Source organism: Lactococcus sp. dk101 (genome assembly GCF_009601055.1).
Lineage (GTDB): Bacteria > Bacillota > Bacilli > Lactobacillales > Streptococcaceae > Lactococcus.
Genome location: NZ_WITI01000001.1, coordinates 234,136 through 249,703 on the forward strand (window position 1 = coordinate 234,136; position 15,568 = coordinate 249,703).

General features: G+C 39.2%; 14 protein-coding genes. 12 read left to right on the forward strand and 2 right to left on the reverse strand.

Annotated elements, in window-relative coordinates:
- Positions 1-12 precede the first annotated feature (12 nt).
- The gene (locus GHI45_RS01190) at positions 13-354 is read left to right on the forward strand and encodes a P-II family nitrogen regulator (RefSeq protein WP_147779327.1); all 342 of its coding nucleotides are present in this window, start codon (positions 13-15) and stop codon (positions 352-354) included.
- Positions 355-496: 142 nt separating this feature from the next.
- Positions 497-955: a BlaI/MecI/CopY family transcriptional regulator gene (locus GHI45_RS01195; protein WP_147779328.1), complete on the forward strand. Its 459-nt coding sequence runs from the start codon at positions 497-499 to the stop codon at positions 953-955.
- A 134-nt stretch (positions 956-1,089) separates the two neighbouring features.
- Here the strand turns inward: GHI45_RS01195 and GHI45_RS01200 are convergent, their stop codons facing one another.
- Both GHI45_RS01200 and GHI45_RS01205 read right to left on the reverse strand, forming a co-directional pair.
- The gene (locus tag GHI45_RS01200; RefSeq protein WP_147779329.1) at positions 1,090-3,717 is read right to left on the reverse strand and encodes a YfhO family protein; all 2,628 of its coding nucleotides are present in this window, start codon (positions 3,715-3,717) and stop codon (positions 1,090-1,092) included.
- 93 nt (positions 3,718-3,810) lie between these two features.
- On the reverse strand, positions 3,811-4,584 hold the full coding sequence (locus tag GHI45_RS01205) for a DUF4931 domain-containing protein (RefSeq protein WP_147779330.1): 774 nt from the start codon (positions 4,582-4,584) through the stop codon (positions 3,811-3,813).
- A gap of 195 nt (positions 4,585-4,779) precedes the next feature.
- On the opposite strand from GHI45_RS01205, the gene mnmA reads away from it, so the two are divergent.
- The 10 genes from mnmA to alr all read left to right on the forward strand — a co-directional run bounded on the left by mnmA (position 4,780) and on the right by alr (position 15,512).
- The gene (gene mnmA / locus GHI45_RS01210) at positions 4,780-5,904 is read left to right on the forward strand and encodes a tRNA 2-thiouridine(34) synthase MnmA (protein ID WP_147779331.1); all 1,125 of its coding nucleotides are present in this window, start codon (positions 4,780-4,782) and stop codon (positions 5,902-5,904) included.
- Between the two features lie 214 nt (positions 5,905-6,118).
- Positions 6,119-6,547, forward strand: coding sequence for a hypothetical protein (locus GHI45_RS01215; RefSeq protein WP_147806223.1), 429 nt, complete (start codon positions 6,119-6,121; stop codon positions 6,545-6,547).
- 167 nt (positions 6,548-6,714) lie between these two features.
- Entirely contained in the window at positions 6,715-7,941 is a 1,227-nt protein-coding gene (rpsA, locus tag GHI45_RS01220) for a 30S ribosomal protein S1 (protein ID WP_147779333.1), read from the forward strand.
- A gap of 168 nt (positions 7,942-8,109) precedes the next feature.
- On the forward strand, positions 8,110-10,149 hold the full coding sequence (uvrC, locus tag GHI45_RS01225) for an excinuclease ABC subunit UvrC (RefSeq protein WP_147779334.1): 2,040 nt from the start codon (positions 8,110-8,112) through the stop codon (positions 10,147-10,149).
- A gap of 66 nt (positions 10,150-10,215) precedes the next feature.
- Positions 10,216-11,298, forward strand: coding sequence for an A/G-specific adenine glycosylase (mutY, locus tag GHI45_RS01230; protein ID WP_147779335.1), 1,083 nt, complete (start codon positions 10,216-10,218; stop codon positions 11,296-11,298).
- Positions 11,299-11,371: 73 nt separating this feature from the next.
- Positions 11,372-12,079, forward strand: a complete 708-nt coding sequence (locus GHI45_RS01235; RefSeq protein WP_147779336.1) for an AzlC family ABC transporter permease — start codon at positions 11,372-11,374, stop codon at positions 12,077-12,079.
- Entirely contained in the window at positions 12,066-12,392 is a 327-nt protein-coding gene (locus GHI45_RS01240; RefSeq protein ID WP_147779337.1) for an AzlD domain-containing protein, read from the forward strand. Before GHI45_RS01235 ends, GHI45_RS01240 begins: the two co-directional genes overlap by 14 nt.
- Before the next feature lie 61 nt (positions 12,393-12,453).
- Positions 12,454-13,872: a dipeptidase PepV gene (pepV, locus tag GHI45_RS01245; RefSeq protein ID WP_147779338.1), complete on the forward strand. Its 1,419-nt coding sequence runs from the start codon at positions 12,454-12,456 to the stop codon at positions 13,870-13,872.
- Positions 13,873-14,019: 147 nt separating this feature from the next.
- Positions 14,020-14,382 (forward strand): holo-ACP synthase, encoded by a 363-nt coding sequence (gene acpS / locus GHI45_RS01250; RefSeq protein ID WP_147779339.1) that lies wholly within the window; start codon positions 14,020-14,022, stop codon positions 14,380-14,382.
- Between the two features lie 26 nt (positions 14,383-14,408).
- Positions 14,409-15,512: an alanine racemase gene (gene alr, locus GHI45_RS01255; protein WP_147779340.1), complete on the forward strand. Its 1,104-nt coding sequence runs from the start codon at positions 14,409-14,411 to the stop codon at positions 15,510-15,512.
- Positions 15,513-15,568 lie beyond the last annotated feature (56 nt).

The following is a 15,568-nucleotide window of genomic DNA, read 5'->3' on the forward strand; positions in this document are numbered from 1 at the left end:
TGAGGATTAAAAATGAAAAAAATTGAAGCAATTATCAGAACTGACAAACTAGAAGATTTGAAGGAAGCACTGACAAAACATGACTTTACAAATGGCATGACGGTCTCGCAAGTCTTAGGATACGGCAAACAAAAAGGATTTACAGAATACGTGCGCGGACAAAAAGTTGAAATTGCCCTGCTTGCAAAAATTAAAATCGAAATTGTTTGTTTAGATTGGGATGTTGATGCCTTGATTGAGATTATCATTGGGGCGGTCAGAACAGGAGAAATCGGGGACGGTAAAATCTTTGTCTCTCCTGTCGAGCGGGTCGTCAGAATACGAACTGCAGAAGAAGATAGTAATGCTATTTAGATTGCATAAATGTCTAATAAGACTTAGAAACTCAGTTAAAATGGCTGAGTTTTTTCTTTTCTAATGCTTTTACTTGACATTTTTAGTTTACAAATGTAAACTATAATTAGATGTAAATTTTTCATTTGAAGGAGGTGAGGTCATGGAAGAAGAATGTAATATCTCCAACGCTGAGATGATCGTAATGCGAGTCATTTGGTCGCTTGGCGAAGCGCGCGTTGATGAGATTAGCTGCCAAATTCCTGAGGATTTGGACTGGTCTCTTGCAACGGTTAAAACCTTATTGGGACGTTTGGTTAAAAAGGGAATGTTATCCACAGAAAAAGAAGGGCGAAAATTTATTTATCGTCCAGTCATGCAAGAATGCACTGCAGTTGGATTATTAGGTAAATCATTACTTTCAAAAGTGTGTGCCACTAAGCAGAGTCAATTGATTGCCGGAATGATTGATTTGTCAGAGCTGACAAACCAAGATGCCACACAGTTGATTGATTTGTTGCAATCAAAAATTAAGACAGGTAAGGTCGCTTGCACTTGCTTACAAGATGCGGAATCTTGCACGTGTGTGCATGAAACGGAAGTTGAAGAAGTTTCTGTTTAAAGACTGTTTTTGATCTAAACCAATAAGTATAAAAGAAATCAATCAGGCATTGATTTCTTTTTACTTGCTTATGTTGACATTAAAAATTTAAAAAAAGCATGCTGTCAGCGCTGACAGCATGCTTTTTTATTTTATCACTCTTTTTTACGTCTTAAATAGTCATAAGTCACAAACAAGAGACAGCCAAGAACAAAAGCTACGAGGCCAGTTTTAAAGCCTTGAGGGACAAAAGTCATTTTGATGGTGTGTTTTCCTTTAGGAACAGCAACTTTCATAAAGCCGTCTTGCGCCCGTTCAATTGTGACTGCTTTTCCATCAACTGTGGCAGACCAGCCCTTGTCGTAAGGAAGGGTCATAAATAAATCACCAGAAGTTTTAGCGTTCACTTCAAAGGAGGCTCCATTTTTGAGTTCCGTTGCATCAACGTGATTACTTTTAAGTTGGTCAATGGTCTTTTGATATGTGGACGTATTGAGTGCCCAAAATGAAGTTGTATCAAAAGAAACTTGGGAATTTCCAGGAAAACTTACAGTGACTTTGATTTGTGTTTCTTTGTCATAATCGCCAAGATTGAAAAGATAGCCCGTATCATTTGTTCCAACGGTGTAGCCAGCACCAGGTTGGAGATGGCCTTCCGCTGTAATTTGGCTGACGGTAATAACGGTTGTATTTGCGCTGGTATCAAGGTAAGTCAGATTTGGAATGGACAGATAAAGCTGCGTATGAGCAGGAACAGTTAAGCCGTAAGTGACAGACAAATCCTCTTTAGCTTGGACAGGCTTTTTCGTCAAAGTAATGCTATCACCTGTTCCTGTGATTTTGTTATCTGTTTTTTCACTTGTCGTGTAAATCTGGTTGAAATATTTTTGGTTGCTCTTGGTCAAGGCATTGACGAAGGCCGTTTGATTTTTGATAGCACTGGTCTGGTCATCAATCAAGGTCGCATCTTGATAGCCACCTGGAACGAAAATACCGGTTGATAGAGCATTGGCGTTTTCTGTCAATGCAGACAAGTTTCCGTTAGCACTGACAGGATTGAAGTCGTACTTACTAGGTTGACTTTGACTGATATTAAAGCGAACGGCAAAGATAGAGTCCATTAAAATAGTATTTAAAGGATAACGCAGGTTCAGGTAAGTGTCGTCGGTATGGAAACCTAGTTCTCTCATCACACTGCTTGAATTACTGTTTCTGACAGATGAAAATTGAGAAATACTATTGTAGCCAAACTTCATGCCGTCATTTGCCGTGTCGGGTGTCGTGTTGTCCATACGAGAAAGTTGGGTGCCGCGGATTTGGTTGGCTTTTTCGACAAGGGGATCAATCGTATCGGTTTGTTGATTGTAATAAGTTCGACTGGCAAAATTCCATTCTTTTTGCAAGCCCTCAATTTGGAAATAACCATTGATACCGGCTTCAGCCACCATGAACAGCGCCAAGATTGGAAGGAAAAGTTTGATAGAAATCCATTTTTTAGTCCGACTAATCAGCAAAATTAAGTATGCCAACAAGAATAAAGCGGTCAATAGGAGGTTTTCGAGTGCTAAATAAGCATAAGTCTGATAGAAATAGGCAGCCGCAAAACCTAAAACTAAGAAGCCTACAGCAATTAAAATCGAGCGGATTTTGATTTCCTTTAATCGAACAAAGGTTTCGCAAGCTAAAATCAAAATGAAGAGGCTAAACAAGAAGGCATAACGGTGTAAAAACATATTTGGTGAGTGCATGCCTTGCCAAAACAAGTCCAAAATCTGAAAATAAAAGGATGCGATTAGGACAGCTAAGACACCGAAATACGCCATTTTTGTTTTCCAAGAGATGGATTTTAAAAAGAAAAACAAGACTGCAAGAAGGAACGGAAACAGACCAACGTAAATCATAGGGACGGCATTATATTGGGTCGTGTCATAGGCACCTACGAAATTTTTAGCAAATAAATCAAAGGGCTTTGAATTTTCTGTAAAAAGCTGTGTAATTTCTGAAAAGGCCCCCGTGTTGTTGGCTTTCAAATCCAAATACATGGGGAGCAACATGATTAAACTGGCAATTCCTGCACATCCTGAGCTGACAAGGAAATCAAGTACTGTTTTGAAAGACCATTTATTTCTTGTCGCACGAGCCAAGAAATAAAGGACAAGAAACAGGGCTACCATGAATCCAAAATAGTAATTTTGAATAAATAAAATGGTCAAGCTGACAAAATATAGCATGCGTTTTCCATCATCTTGCAAGCGATGAAGCCCCCAAATAATCAATGGAAGCAAGATGAAAATGTCTAGCCACATGACAATTTCGACTTGACTGGTGATAAATGACATCAGTGAATAAGCGCATGCGAAAGCCAATAGAATGAGATTGGGCAATTTTTTATACATGTTTTTAAAACTGATAAAAAATGACAAGCCCATAAAGCCAGCTTTTAATAAAGTCAAAAGGTAAAGCGCATCTGGCATATTGTGAACATTGAAGAAGAAAGTAATCGGCATGAAAAAGCTGCCCATATAGTAGGCCGCAAAAGCATATAAATTCATGCCTAGTCCACTCGTGAACGTATAAAAGAAGCCTTGTTTCCCAGCCGAATGTAAAATATTGTCATAGAGGGCATGAAGCGCAACGTATTGATGATAAGAATCTCCTGCCAAAATGGAGCGTGTGCTGCCCCAGTAGATTTGATTTGCTGCAAGAATAATGCCCATCAATAGCAATGGCACTACAAAACTCAACAGTAAAAACCATTTGTTTTTCTTGATAAAATTTGTCATGCTTTCATTATACTAAAATTCTGACGGGAATAAAAAAAGAATCAAAAAATATAACTCTTTTTATGATTGCTAATGAAATATTTATTTATTTTTTTAAGTTAATCTTGTTTTAAGAGTCTCAGCAATTTCGGTGAGTTTTTCATCTTGATTGACCTGAGAAAGTTTATATCCAATAAAATAAGGAGAAGTGATAAAACGTGGCACGATTTTGCAAATGTAGCGACCAGCAAAATGATGGAAGAAAAGATTGTAAGAATCACATCTGCCCTCAAGATAGTCATTGAGCAAATATTGGGTGATCAGTTGAACATCATCAGCCAAGGCTTCTACATTTTTTAAATCAGAAATAGCCACATTGAACTCGACAAAACCCATGATTGGGCGTGTCGAAATGGAAACAGAAGTACTGCCTTCCTTGACTTTTACACCTTCGAAATTTTCAGGCGAGATGTTTTGGTAGCCGTCCACATTCTTGAGGCCAACAATTTGCATGTGAGGATGACGAAGGGTACCGCCTGAGCGTGGACCGAAATTTTTGAACATTAAAACAGAAGCATAATCAGCAGAAGCAATCAGTTGATCCCAACATTCAAAGGCAAATTTGAACACCTGCCGATTTTCGGCTTGTGAATAAATAGAAACATCGCCAAGATGCTGGTCAGACTCGATAATAACAGTCATCAAGCTTTCTTCGATGGTCGAATATTTATTTTTGAGCCAAATCTTGTGATCGTCCGTCCGTATGATATTGGTTAAGCTTTCTGTTTCGCAAAAAGGACAATGCGCGTGATTTTCAGTGGCTTTTGCATATTTTGTATTATTTATCTTGGCATTGAAAACCAAAGGATTTGCTGTATGTTCAATCATGTTGTCATTATACCATGTTTTCAGTTTAGGAGCTTTAATATTTGTTGAATTTTTGCTATAATTGTTCAGTTACCTATTATACAGGTGAATGGATTTTTAGCTATTATATCTTTAATCCTTTGCCTGAATAACCAACAAAAGTCAGCCTTCAAACTGATATTTTGTAATAATCAAAATAGAAAGAGATGGTAAAAAATGGTAGATAACTCTAAAACACGTGTCGTCGTTGGAATGTCCGGTGGTGTCGATAGCTCAGTTACAGCACTTTTGCTGAAAGAACAAGGCTATGATGTCATTGGTGTCTTTATGAAAAACTGGGACGATACAGACGAATTTGGTGTCTGTACAGCAACAGAAGACTATAAAGACGTAGCAGCAGTCGCTGACCAAATTGGAATTCCTTATTACTCAGTTAATTTTGAGAAAGAATATTGGGATCAGGTCTTTGAATATTTCTTAGCGGAATACCGTGCAGGCCGCACGCCAAATCCAGATGTCATGTGTAATAAGGAAATTAAATTTAAAGCCTTTCTTGATTATGCAATGGAACTTGGTGCAGATTATGTTGCAACAGGACATTATGCAAAAATCCGTCGTGATGAAGATGGAACAGTTCACATGCTTCGTGGTGATGACTCTAACAAAGATCAGACTTATTTCTTAAGCCAACTGTCACAAAAACAACTTCAAAAAGTCATGTTCCCGATTGGCAATATTGAAAAACCAGAGGTTCGACAAATTGCTGAACGTGCTGGTCTTGCAACCGCTAAAAAGAAAGATTCGACAGGAATTTGTTTTATTGGAGAAAAGAATTTTAAAGAATTCTTGACCAATTATTTGCCTGCTAAAGCTGGAAGAATGATGACGCTGGATGGCGTGGACATGGGCCCACACGCTGGTTTGATGTATTATACAATCGGTCAACGTGGTGGTCTCGGCATTGGCGGTCAGCACGGACAGAATGACTCACAGCCTTGGTTCGTTGTCGGAAAAGATTTAGAAACAAACACCCTCTACGTAGGACAAGGTTTCCATCATGAACACCTTTATTCGACAAGTCTGACGGCTTCTCAAGTTTCATTTACTCGTGAAATGCCAGAAAGTTTCAGCATGAAATGTACGGCGAAATTCCGCTATCGTCAAGCTGACACAGGTGTAACCATTCATGTCAACGCTGACAAGGTGACAGTTGAATTTGATGAACCTGTACGTGCCATTACACCTGGACAAGCTGTCGTTTTCTACGATGGAGATGAGTGTCTTGGAGGCGCAATGATTGATTTTGCCTATAAAGATGGCAAAGTCATGCAATATCAATAAGAAAATGTAAAATAAGCTTCGGCTTATTTTTTTGCGTTTCTTTTCTTATTTAATTCTCATTTTGATATAATTTATTTATCATAAAACAAGGTAAAATAAGATGTGAACAAACAATCCTAAACGCTTATTTATAGCGTTCGTTGGCCTATTATTGACACTTTTATTGCTTCTGATTATAAGAGGACAGTGGACAAAACGAAACAGTATTCCAGTTGTGCTTGTCCCCCAACAAGTTACTTTTTACACGACAGAACAAATCAGCCAGCTCACGCGCAAGCAAATTCAAAATGGTGATTTTTCTGCATTGGCGGGCAGATGGAGAAGCAAAGACGGAACGGAAGATGGTCTTCAATTTGTCATCGCTGACAACTGTTTGCTGATTGCTGACAAACGTTATTATTTACGATTTTCTGGCAAAAATGCTGATGACGCCATTTATTTGGAGCAATATGAAAATAAAAATGCGTCGCCGATTATCTATTATCCCAGTGGGGCTAAAATTCCGATTATGCTGCCTGACGGTCAAGTAGATACAAGTGGTCTATATGACCCGTCAGACCAGACACAGCCTCGCATTTTGCTTGGTCAGACCACATTATCGGCTGAATTGGTAGAAAAATTAACAACATATTTATCAGATTAAAATTATTAAATTTGTGATAAAAAAGTGCGAAAAATTAAGCAAATTATAATCTTTCTAAAAATAATTATAAAAAAAATGAAAAAAGACTTTTACTTTCTAATAAAATATGTTATAATTACCTACATGGCTGTGTGCCAGCCAAATTGTTGGAGGAATTTTTTTTACAAATGAACGAATTTGAAACATTATTAAACAGCGTTGAAGACGTTAAAGTACGCGACGTCGTTAAAGGTGAAATCCTTTCTATTGAAAACGGTCAAGCACAAGTTGCTATCGTTGGTACTGGTGTAGAGGGTGTTCTTACACTTCGTGAAATCACAAGCGACCGCGACGCTGATATCAATACATTTGTTAAACCAGGTGATGTCCTTGACTTGCTTGTTATTAAGCAAATCGTAGGTAAAGAAGCAGAAGGTGCTAACGTATATCTTCTCTCATTGAAACGTCTTGAAGCTCGTAAAGCTTGGACTGCACTTGAAGGCAAAGAAGGCGAAATCGTAACTGTTAAAGTTACTAAAGACGTTAAAGGTGGACTTTCAGTTGACTTCAACGGAGTACGTGGATTTATCCCAGCGTCAATGATCGACACTTACTTCGTTAAAGACACTAAGAAATTTGTCGGCGAAGAAATCGAAGCTAAAATCATCGAAGTTAACGCTCAAGAAAACCGCTTCATCCTTAGCCGTCGTGCTGTAGTAGAAGCTGACGCTCTTGAAGCTAAGAAAGAAGCATTTGCTCAACTTCAAGAAGGCGACATCGTTGAAGGTACAGTATCACGCGTTACTAACTTTGGTGCATTCGTTGACCTTGGTGGTATCGATGGACTTGTTCACGTTTCTGAATTGAGCCACGGTCGTGTTAAACGTCCTTCAGACGTTGTTAAACCTGGTGACGAAATCCAAGTTAAGATCTTGAAACTTGACGAAGAAGCTGGACGTCTCTCACTTTCTCTTAAAGCGACTCAAAAAGGTCCTTGGGAAGAAGTTGAAGAAAAAGCTCCTGCTGGATCAACTGTTGAAGGAACTGTTAAACGTTTGACTGACTTCGGTGCATTCGTTGAACTTTACCCAGGCGTTGAAGGACTTGTACACGTTTCACAAATTTCTTGGGAACGCGTTGAAAATCCAAAAGATGTCCTTAAAGTAGGTCAAGTTGTTAACGTTAAAGTTCTTGATGTTAAACCTGAAGAACAACGTATCAGCCTTTCTATCAAAGCGCTTGAAGAAGCTCCAGAACGTTCAGCTCGTCGTAACAACGAAGATGGAGAAAAACGTGACCGCAAACCACGCGCTCCACGTAAAGCAGCTAAACCTTCATACGAATTGCCAGAAACTCAAGAAGGATTCTCACTTGCAGACTTCCTTGGTGACGATTTCGACATCAACGACTTATAAATTGAATGAACAAACAAAAGACATTTCGATGTCTTTTTTTGTCTTCTTTTTTCTCAGTAATTGGAGTAAGCAACTGCTCATTCCTCTTATTTTTTGCTATAATAGGCATAGAGGAGACGCAAAATGCTCTGGTGTTTTGTGAAACTGGAAAAATAGAGAAAAATAAAAATGAATTCAATTATAAAAGCAAAGCTAGAATTGTTGCCAGAAAGTCCAGGCTGTTATTTACATAAGGACAAGCAGGGAACGGTAATCTATGTTGGTAAGGCCAAAAATCTGAAAAATCGTGTCCGTTCTTATTTTCATGGTTCTCACAATACCAAAACTGAACTTTTGGTCAGTGAAATTGAGGACTTGGAGTGGATTGTCGTGGGCTCAAATATTGAGTCCTTGGTGCTCGAAATCAATCTGATTCAGCGCTACAAACCCAAATATAATATCATGTTAAAGGATGACAAATATTATCCTTTCATTAAAATTACGAATGAAAAATATCCACGTTTACTGGTCGTTCGACAGGTTAAAAAAGACGGTGCGTCTTACTTTGGCCCTTATCCAGACGTAAAAGCTGCCAATGAAGTCAAGCGGTTGATGGATCGCATTTTCCCATTTAGAAAATGTGGGTTAAATGAGAAAAAAGTGTGCTTTTATTATCATATCCACCAGTGTTTATGTCCTGTTGTTAACCATGTTGATCCACAAGTCTATAAGGACATGACAGAAGAAGTCCGTCAATTTTTAACTGGAAATGATCAAAAAGTGATTAAATCATTGCAAGAAAAAATGATGGCAGCTTCAGATAAAATGCAATTTGAACAGGCAGCTGAATATCGTGATACCATCAATGCGATAGGGACTCTGAGAACCAAACAACATGTCATGAATCAAGATTTGAAAGATCGTGATGTCTTTGGTTACTATACGACAAATGGCTGGATGTGCGTGCAGGTCTTTTTCGTTCGACAAGGTAAAGTCATTCAACGCGATGTCAATATGTTTCCGATATATGACGATCCTGAAGAAGATTTCTTGACTTATTTGGGACAATTTTACCAAAACCACAATCATCTTTTACCGCAGGAAATCCTTATTCCGCAAGGCATTGACATCGAATTGGCGCAAGCTGTTGTTGAAATGGTAGCAGAGCCGCCTCTGTCAGCGCTGACAGAACACTCACTTGCGGCTGATCGTGGGACTGGCAAGGGCAAAATGGCATGGCGTCAACAGATTTTTAGTCCAAAAATGGTTAAATTTCCCGATCAGGATATTGAACAGTCCATTGTCAAATTGGACAAAGAATTGACCGCTGAAAAAATAAATAAGACAGCCCATAAGACGAAAATCATTCAACCTAGCCGTGGAGAAAAAAAGCAACTAATCAACATGGCTATGAAAAATGCGCAAGAACAACTGATTTTGAAATTCCGTGTTGCTGAACGTGATATTGAACGAAGTTCTGGTGCTGTTGAAAATTTAGGTCGGATTTTGGGCATTCCAAAACCGGTACGGATTGAGAGTTTCGATAACTCAAACATTATGGGAACTTCTCCGGTTTCAGCAATGGTGGTCTTTATTGACGGTAAGCCAAGTAAAAAAGACTATCGAAAATACAAGATTAAAACAGTTGTGGGTGCTGACGATTATGCTTCCATGCGAGAAGTGATGACGCGGCGTTACAGTCGTGCTATTCATGAAAATGGACCTCTGCCCGATTTGATTGCGATGGATGGTGGAGCAGGTCAGGTCAATATTGCCAAGCAAGTCTTGCATGAATTGGGCTTGACTATTCCCGTTGCAGGCATGCAAAAAAATGACAAGCACCAAACCAGCGAACTTTTGTTTGGTGACCCTTTGGCTGTGGTTGATCTCCCACGACAGTCACAAGAATTTTTCTTGTTAACACGTATCCAAGACGAAGTGCACCGTTTTGCCATTACCTTTCATCGTCAGGTTCGAGGGAAAAATACATTTTCTTCTAAGCTCGACGGAATTGAAGGCTTGGGGCCAAAAAGGAAGCAAAGGCTTTTGAGTTCCTTTAAAAATTTGAAAGCAATGGAAGAGGCAAGCATTGAACGAGTCGCAGAAGTGGGTGTTCCGTACGATGTTGCCAAGCGTGTCAAAGAAAAATTATCAAAACCAAAAGAAACAGATGAAGCATGGGAGTCATTGAAAGACCAGACGCCAATGCAAGACGAAAAAACAGTTTAGAGGCTGTTTTTTCTTTGCCAACAAAAATAAAAGACCTAAAAATGAGGATATGCTATAATAAGGCTAATGAAAACTGAAGAAATAAAGAGTGAAATATTCCAAGAAAAGTTACTCGAATGGTACGATAAAAATAAAAAACCACTGCCTTGGCGACAAACAACAAATCCTTACCAGATTTGGATTTCAGAAATTATGGCGCAACAAACGCAGGTAGAAACCGTCATTCCCTACTATGAGCGGTTTATGAAAAAATTTCCAACCATTGAAAGTTTGGCCACTGCAGATGATGCAGAACTTTTGAAAATGTGGGAAGGACTTGGCTATTATTCACGGGCAAGAAATTTAAAAATTGCTGCAAATCAGATGATGACCGATTTTGCAGGAGAATTTCCATCAGATTTGAGCCAAATTTTGTCCTTAAAAGGTATCGGCCCATATACAGCAGCAGCCATTGGCTCGATTTCATTTGGCTTGAAAGAACCAGCCATTGACGGAAATCTGATGCGCGTGGGAAGCCGTCTCTTTAAACTTGAGACAGATATATCAAAGTCCAATGCAAGAAAGGATTTTGACCGTGTTCTAAGTCCGCTTGTCAGTACTGACAGACCGGGGGATTTCAACCAAGCATTGATGGATATTGGTTCAACCATTTGCACACCAAAAATGGCTTATTGTCAGCAATGTCCGCTCCACTCTTTTTGCCTTTCTTCTCAAGACGGAAGTTGGCTCAATTATCCAGTCAAGACTAAAAAAATCAAACAAAAAGAACTATATTTTGCAGCATTTGCCATGCAAAACACCTTGGGCGAATGGTATCTGGAAAAACGGCCTGCAACTGGTTTGTTAGCCAACATGTGGCTTTTTCCTATGTCAGAGCTGACCAAGTCGGAGTTTGAAAATGCTGCAAGCAATGGCTTAAGCAAACGCCCAAAAATGCCAGAAACAATCTCGAAAATAAATTTTGTCAGCAATTACAGACATCTTTTTTCTCACCAAAAATGGAACATTGCACTATTTACATGTCAAACAGTGGACAAATTTGAGATTTCAGAAGCTTCGCCAGATGAAAATAAGCAATGGTTGAAAGACTTTACGACGCATCCATTGGCAGGACCGCAGGTAAAAATGTTTGAAATCTTGGAAAAATAGTTGACAATGAGGTGGAGGATTTCCTGAGCGTGTGTTATAATGAGTGTTAAAATTCAAAATAAGTAGGAATTCTATGAATAAAGAATTAACATTTCGGCAAGGTTTACGGGAGACTTTGCCGACTATTTTTGGTTATCTCGGCATCGGAATTGCTTTTGGCATGATTGGACGCGCAAGCGGTCTAAATTTGTGGCTTATTTTTCTCTTGTCTTGTCTGGTTTACGCAGGTTCAGCGCAATTCATTATGGTAGGGCTAATGGCTGTGCAAAGTCCGATTTTGTCGATTATTCTTGCAGTCTTTTTGGTCAATTCACGAATGATTTTGATGAGCATGACAACAGCGCGCTATTTTAAAAATGAAAAAATGTGGAAGAACATTTGGTTGGGAACGCTTTTGACCGATGAAAGTTTCGCATTAGGCATGAATAAGCAAAATTATACCGACGGAATTTTGAGTTTTCCTTGGTTTAATGCTGTAAATCTTTTTTCTTATGCGAGTTGGGTTTTTGCGACTCTGATTGGTGCTATTTTAGGAAGTTTTATTCCTAATCCCAGTCAATTTGGCTTAGAATTTGCGGTGATTGCCATGTTTATTGGCCTTTTATACTTGCAAGTCATCAATGACCGCACTAAGAAATTAAGTCTACAACTGATAGTGATTGGCTTAGTTTGCCTTCTATTTTATGTGGGCCTTATTTTTATTCCAGCCAATCTCTTAATTCTTTTGGTGACTTTGGTCTGTTGCGGCTTAGGAATGGTGGTAAAACATGTCTTCTTTTAGTTTTGTTTTTCTGACGGTGGCTGGCTGTGCCTGCGTCACGTGGCTGTCAAGAGTTCTCCCATTTGTCTTGCTCAAACACTTTAACTTACCAAAGCCACTTTTAGAATACTTAGATTTTGTTCCCATTGTAATCATGTCAGCACTTTGGTTTTCCAACCTTTTTGTTCAAAATATAGGGCATTTACCTTCAGTAAATTGGCTCAATTTTTTTGCTTCAGTTCCAACACTTATCGTGAGTGTCTTGACGAAAAATCTCCTGCTGATTGTTTTGACTGGAATAATCTCGCTTGCCCTCCTACAGATGTTATTTTGATGATGTCAAAGTTTCATTTTTTTGATATAATGGAGAGTGAATAAACTTTCAAGGAGATAAAATGACTAAGATTGATTTTAATGCTGAAGTTGAAAAACGCAAAGACGCGTTGATGGAAGATTTGTTTACGCTTTTGCGCATCAATTCAGCTGAAGATAAAGCTCATGCTGATGCTGAAAATCCATTTGGCCCTGGCCCTCGCCAAGCGCTTGATGCCTTTCTTGCGATTGCAAAACGCGACGGTTACCAAACAAAAAATTACGATAACTATGCTGGACATTTCGTTTACGAAAATGGTGCTGCTGATGATGCAGAAACACTCGCAATTATTGGTCATTTAGATGTTGTACCTGCAGGTTCTGGTTGGGATTCAAATCCATTTGAACCAGAAATCCGCAACGGCAATCTTTATGCCAGAGGAGCTTCTGATGATAAAGGCCCAACAATGGCTTGTTACTATGGCCTCAAAATTTTGAAAGAGTTGGACGTAAAATTATCTAAGAAAATCCGTTTCATCGTTGGTACAAACGAAGAAACAGGTTGGGCTGATATGGACTACTATTTCGAACATTGTGAACTTCCAATGCCAGAATTTGGCTTTTCTCCAGACGCAGAATTCCCTATCATTAATGGTGAAAAAGGAAACATTACAGAATACCTTCATTTTGCGGGTAAAAACGAAGGCACTGTCGTTCTCCACAGCTTTAAAGCTGGTTTGGCTGAAAATATGGTTCCAGAATCTGCAACAGCAGTGATTTCAGGTGCGACTGGTTTAGCTGAAAAATTGGAAGCATTTGTTGCTCAATATGCAGACAAAAACTTACGTTTTGACCTTGCAGAAGAAGCAGGAAAAGCAACGATTACGCTTTACGGTAAGGCTGCACATGGTGCCATGCCAGAAATGGGAATTAACGGAGCAACTTACCTTGCCTTGTTCTTGAACCAATTTGATTTTGCTGCAGGTGCTCAGGCCTATATCAAAGTTGCTGCTGAACTTTTGCTTGAAGACCACGAAGGCAAAAAATTGGGAACTGATTATGTTGACGACTTGATGGGCAATACATCAATGAATGCAGGTGTTTGGTCATTTGACGAAGCGACTGAAGGTACAATCGCATTGAACTTCCGCTTCCCACAAGGCAACAGCCCAGAACGCATGCAAGAAATCTTGAAAGCCATTGACGGTGTAGATGATGTAACATTATCAGAACATCTTCATACGCCTCACTATGTGCCAATGGAAGATCCACTCGTTTCAACACTGATTGATGTCTATGAAAAACATACAGGACTTCGCGGATATGAAACAATTATTGGTGGTGGAACATTTGGCCGTCTCTTGAAACGCGGTGTTGCTTATGGTGCCATGTTTGAAGGAGAACCAGATTCAATGCACCAAGCCAATGAAATGAAACCTGTAGAAAATATCTTCAAAGCAGCTGTTATCTATGCAGAAGCCATTTATGAATTGACAAAATAAGAAAAGTGAAACTGCCCCGTGCAGTTTTTCTTTTTGTCTTTTTTGCAATGGCGCACGATTTTTACAAGCTTTAATTGAAACAAAAAAGTGAAGACAGGGGCGTCTGTTTTAAAGTTTTTTTCGAGCCAAAGTAGTATAATAGTAACCATGATCTATGGAAATGGTGTCGATAATGTCGAATTAGCAAGAATTCAAGAGGCAATGAAACGCTCCGAGCGTTTTTCTCAACAGGTTCTGACTGAAAATGAACTGATTAAATTTTCAAAATTTCAATCAGAAAAACGAAAAGTTGAATATCTGGCTGGTCGTTGGGCAGCTAAAGAAGCATTTGCAAAAGCTTACGGGACAGGTTTTGGCTCGCAACTTAAAATGCATGATTTAGAGGTTCAAAATGATGAATTAGGCAAGCCATTTTTCTCCATGCATCCCTTTGACAAAGGGCAAGCTCACTTGAGCATTTCGCACAGTAATTTAGAAGCTGTCGCCTTTGTCGTATTAGAAAATGATTAGAGAAATTAGAAGAAAGTAGGAAAATAATGAAATCTTCTCCCCACCGTCACACCCCAGCGATAATTGATTTAAAAGCAATTCAAAATAATATTAAAAAAATGCGTCAGCACATCGGCTCAAAGGCTGATTTGTTTGCTGTCGTCAAAGCTAATGCTTATGGTCATGGCGCAATTCCAGTTGCTCAGAGTGTTCATGATTTAGTTGACGGTTTTTGTGTCTCAAATCTTGATGAAGCGATTGAACTACGCAACCATTTGATTACAAAACCAATTTTAGTTTTGTCAGGCATAGTTCCAGATAATGCAGACATTGCAAGAAGTCTTAATATCACGCTTGCTGCGCCAAGTTTGGAATGGCTAGAACTGATTGTCAGCCAGAAAACAAATATTAAAGGACTGAAAATTCATCTTGCTGTGGATTCTGGAATGGGACGCATTGGTGTGCGTGATGCTGACGAAGCCAACGCCATGATTGAACTTGCTGATCAAAATGGCATCATCTTTGACGGTGTCTTTACGCATTTTGCCACTGCTGACGAAGCAGATCTTACAAAATATGAAGCACAAAAGGCTAAATTTGCAGCGCTTGTCAATCAACTTTCACGTCGCCCCAAATACGTGCATTCGACTAATTCGGCTGCTGGTTTGTGGCATGCGGATCAAGTTCAAGATATTGAACGTTTAGGCGTAGCCATGTATGGTCTCAATCCAAGCGGACGTGCCCTTGGTTTGCCTTTTGACTTAGAACCAGCTTTTGAGTTGAAGTCAGAGCTGACACACGTTAAAACCATTCATGCTGGTGATACTGTTGGCTATGGCGCAACCTTTACAGCGACAGAAGATACGATTGTTGGGACGGTTTCGATTGGCTATGCGGACGGTTGGACACGGGATATGCAAGGCTTCCACGTGCTTGTAGATGGTCAATTTTGTGAAATCATTGGTCGAGTTTCAATGGATCAAATGTGTATTAAATGTGAAAAACATTATAAAATTGGAACGCCAGTAACGCTCATTGGTAAAGATGGTGCCCATGAAATTACGGCACAAGAAATCGCAGAATGGCGACATACCATTAACTATGAAGTCCTCTGTTTGCTGTCTGATCGCATTTATCGAGTATATAAATAATTATTAAAAAGTCTGTATCATCAACAGACTTTTTTCTTTTGATTACAATTCCGTTA

What these genes read in the sequence shown, in the direction of transcription:
- GHI45_RS01190 (WP_147779327.1), top strand. Translation starts at nt 13, where the DNA reads ATGAAAAAAATTGAAGCAATTATCAGAACTGACAAACTAGAAGATTTG.
- GHI45_RS01195 (WP_147779328.1), top strand. Translation starts at nt 497, where the DNA reads ATGGAAGAAGAATGTAATATCTCCAACGCTGAGATGATCGTAATGCGA.
- GHI45_RS01200 (WP_147779329.1), bottom strand. Translation starts at nt 3,717, where the DNA reads ATGACAAATTTTATCAAGAAAAACAAATGGTTTTTACTGTTGAGTTTT.
- GHI45_RS01205 (WP_147779330.1), bottom strand. Translation starts at nt 4,584, where the DNA reads ATGATTGAACATACAGCAAATCCTTTGGTTTTCAATGCCAAGATAAAT.
- mnmA (WP_147779331.1), top strand. Translation starts at nt 4,780, where the DNA reads ATGGTAGATAACTCTAAAACACGTGTCGTCGTTGGAATGTCCGGTGGT.
- rpsA (WP_147779333.1), top strand. Translation starts at nt 6,715, where the DNA reads ATGAACGAATTTGAAACATTATTAAACAGCGTTGAAGACGTTAAAGTA.
- uvrC (WP_147779334.1), top strand. Translation starts at nt 8,110, where the DNA reads ATGAATTCAATTATAAAAGCAAAGCTAGAATTGTTGCCAGAAAGTCCA.
- mutY (WP_147779335.1), top strand. Translation starts at nt 10,216, where the DNA reads ATGAAAACTGAAGAAATAAAGAGTGAAATATTCCAAGAAAAGTTACTC.
- GHI45_RS01235 (WP_147779336.1), top strand. Translation starts at nt 11,372, where the DNA reads ATGAATAAAGAATTAACATTTCGGCAAGGTTTACGGGAGACTTTGCCG.
- GHI45_RS01240 (WP_147779337.1), top strand. Translation starts at nt 12,066, where the DNA reads ATGTCTTCTTTTAGTTTTGTTTTTCTGACGGTGGCTGGCTGTGCCTGC.
- pepV (WP_147779338.1), top strand. Translation starts at nt 12,454, where the DNA reads ATGACTAAGATTGATTTTAATGCTGAAGTTGAAAAACGCAAAGACGCG.
- acpS (WP_147779339.1), top strand. Translation starts at nt 14,020, where the DNA reads ATGATCTATGGAAATGGTGTCGATAATGTCGAATTAGCAAGAATTCAA.
- alr (WP_147779340.1), top strand. Translation starts at nt 14,409, where the DNA reads ATGAAATCTTCTCCCCACCGTCACACCCCAGCGATAATTGATTTAAAA.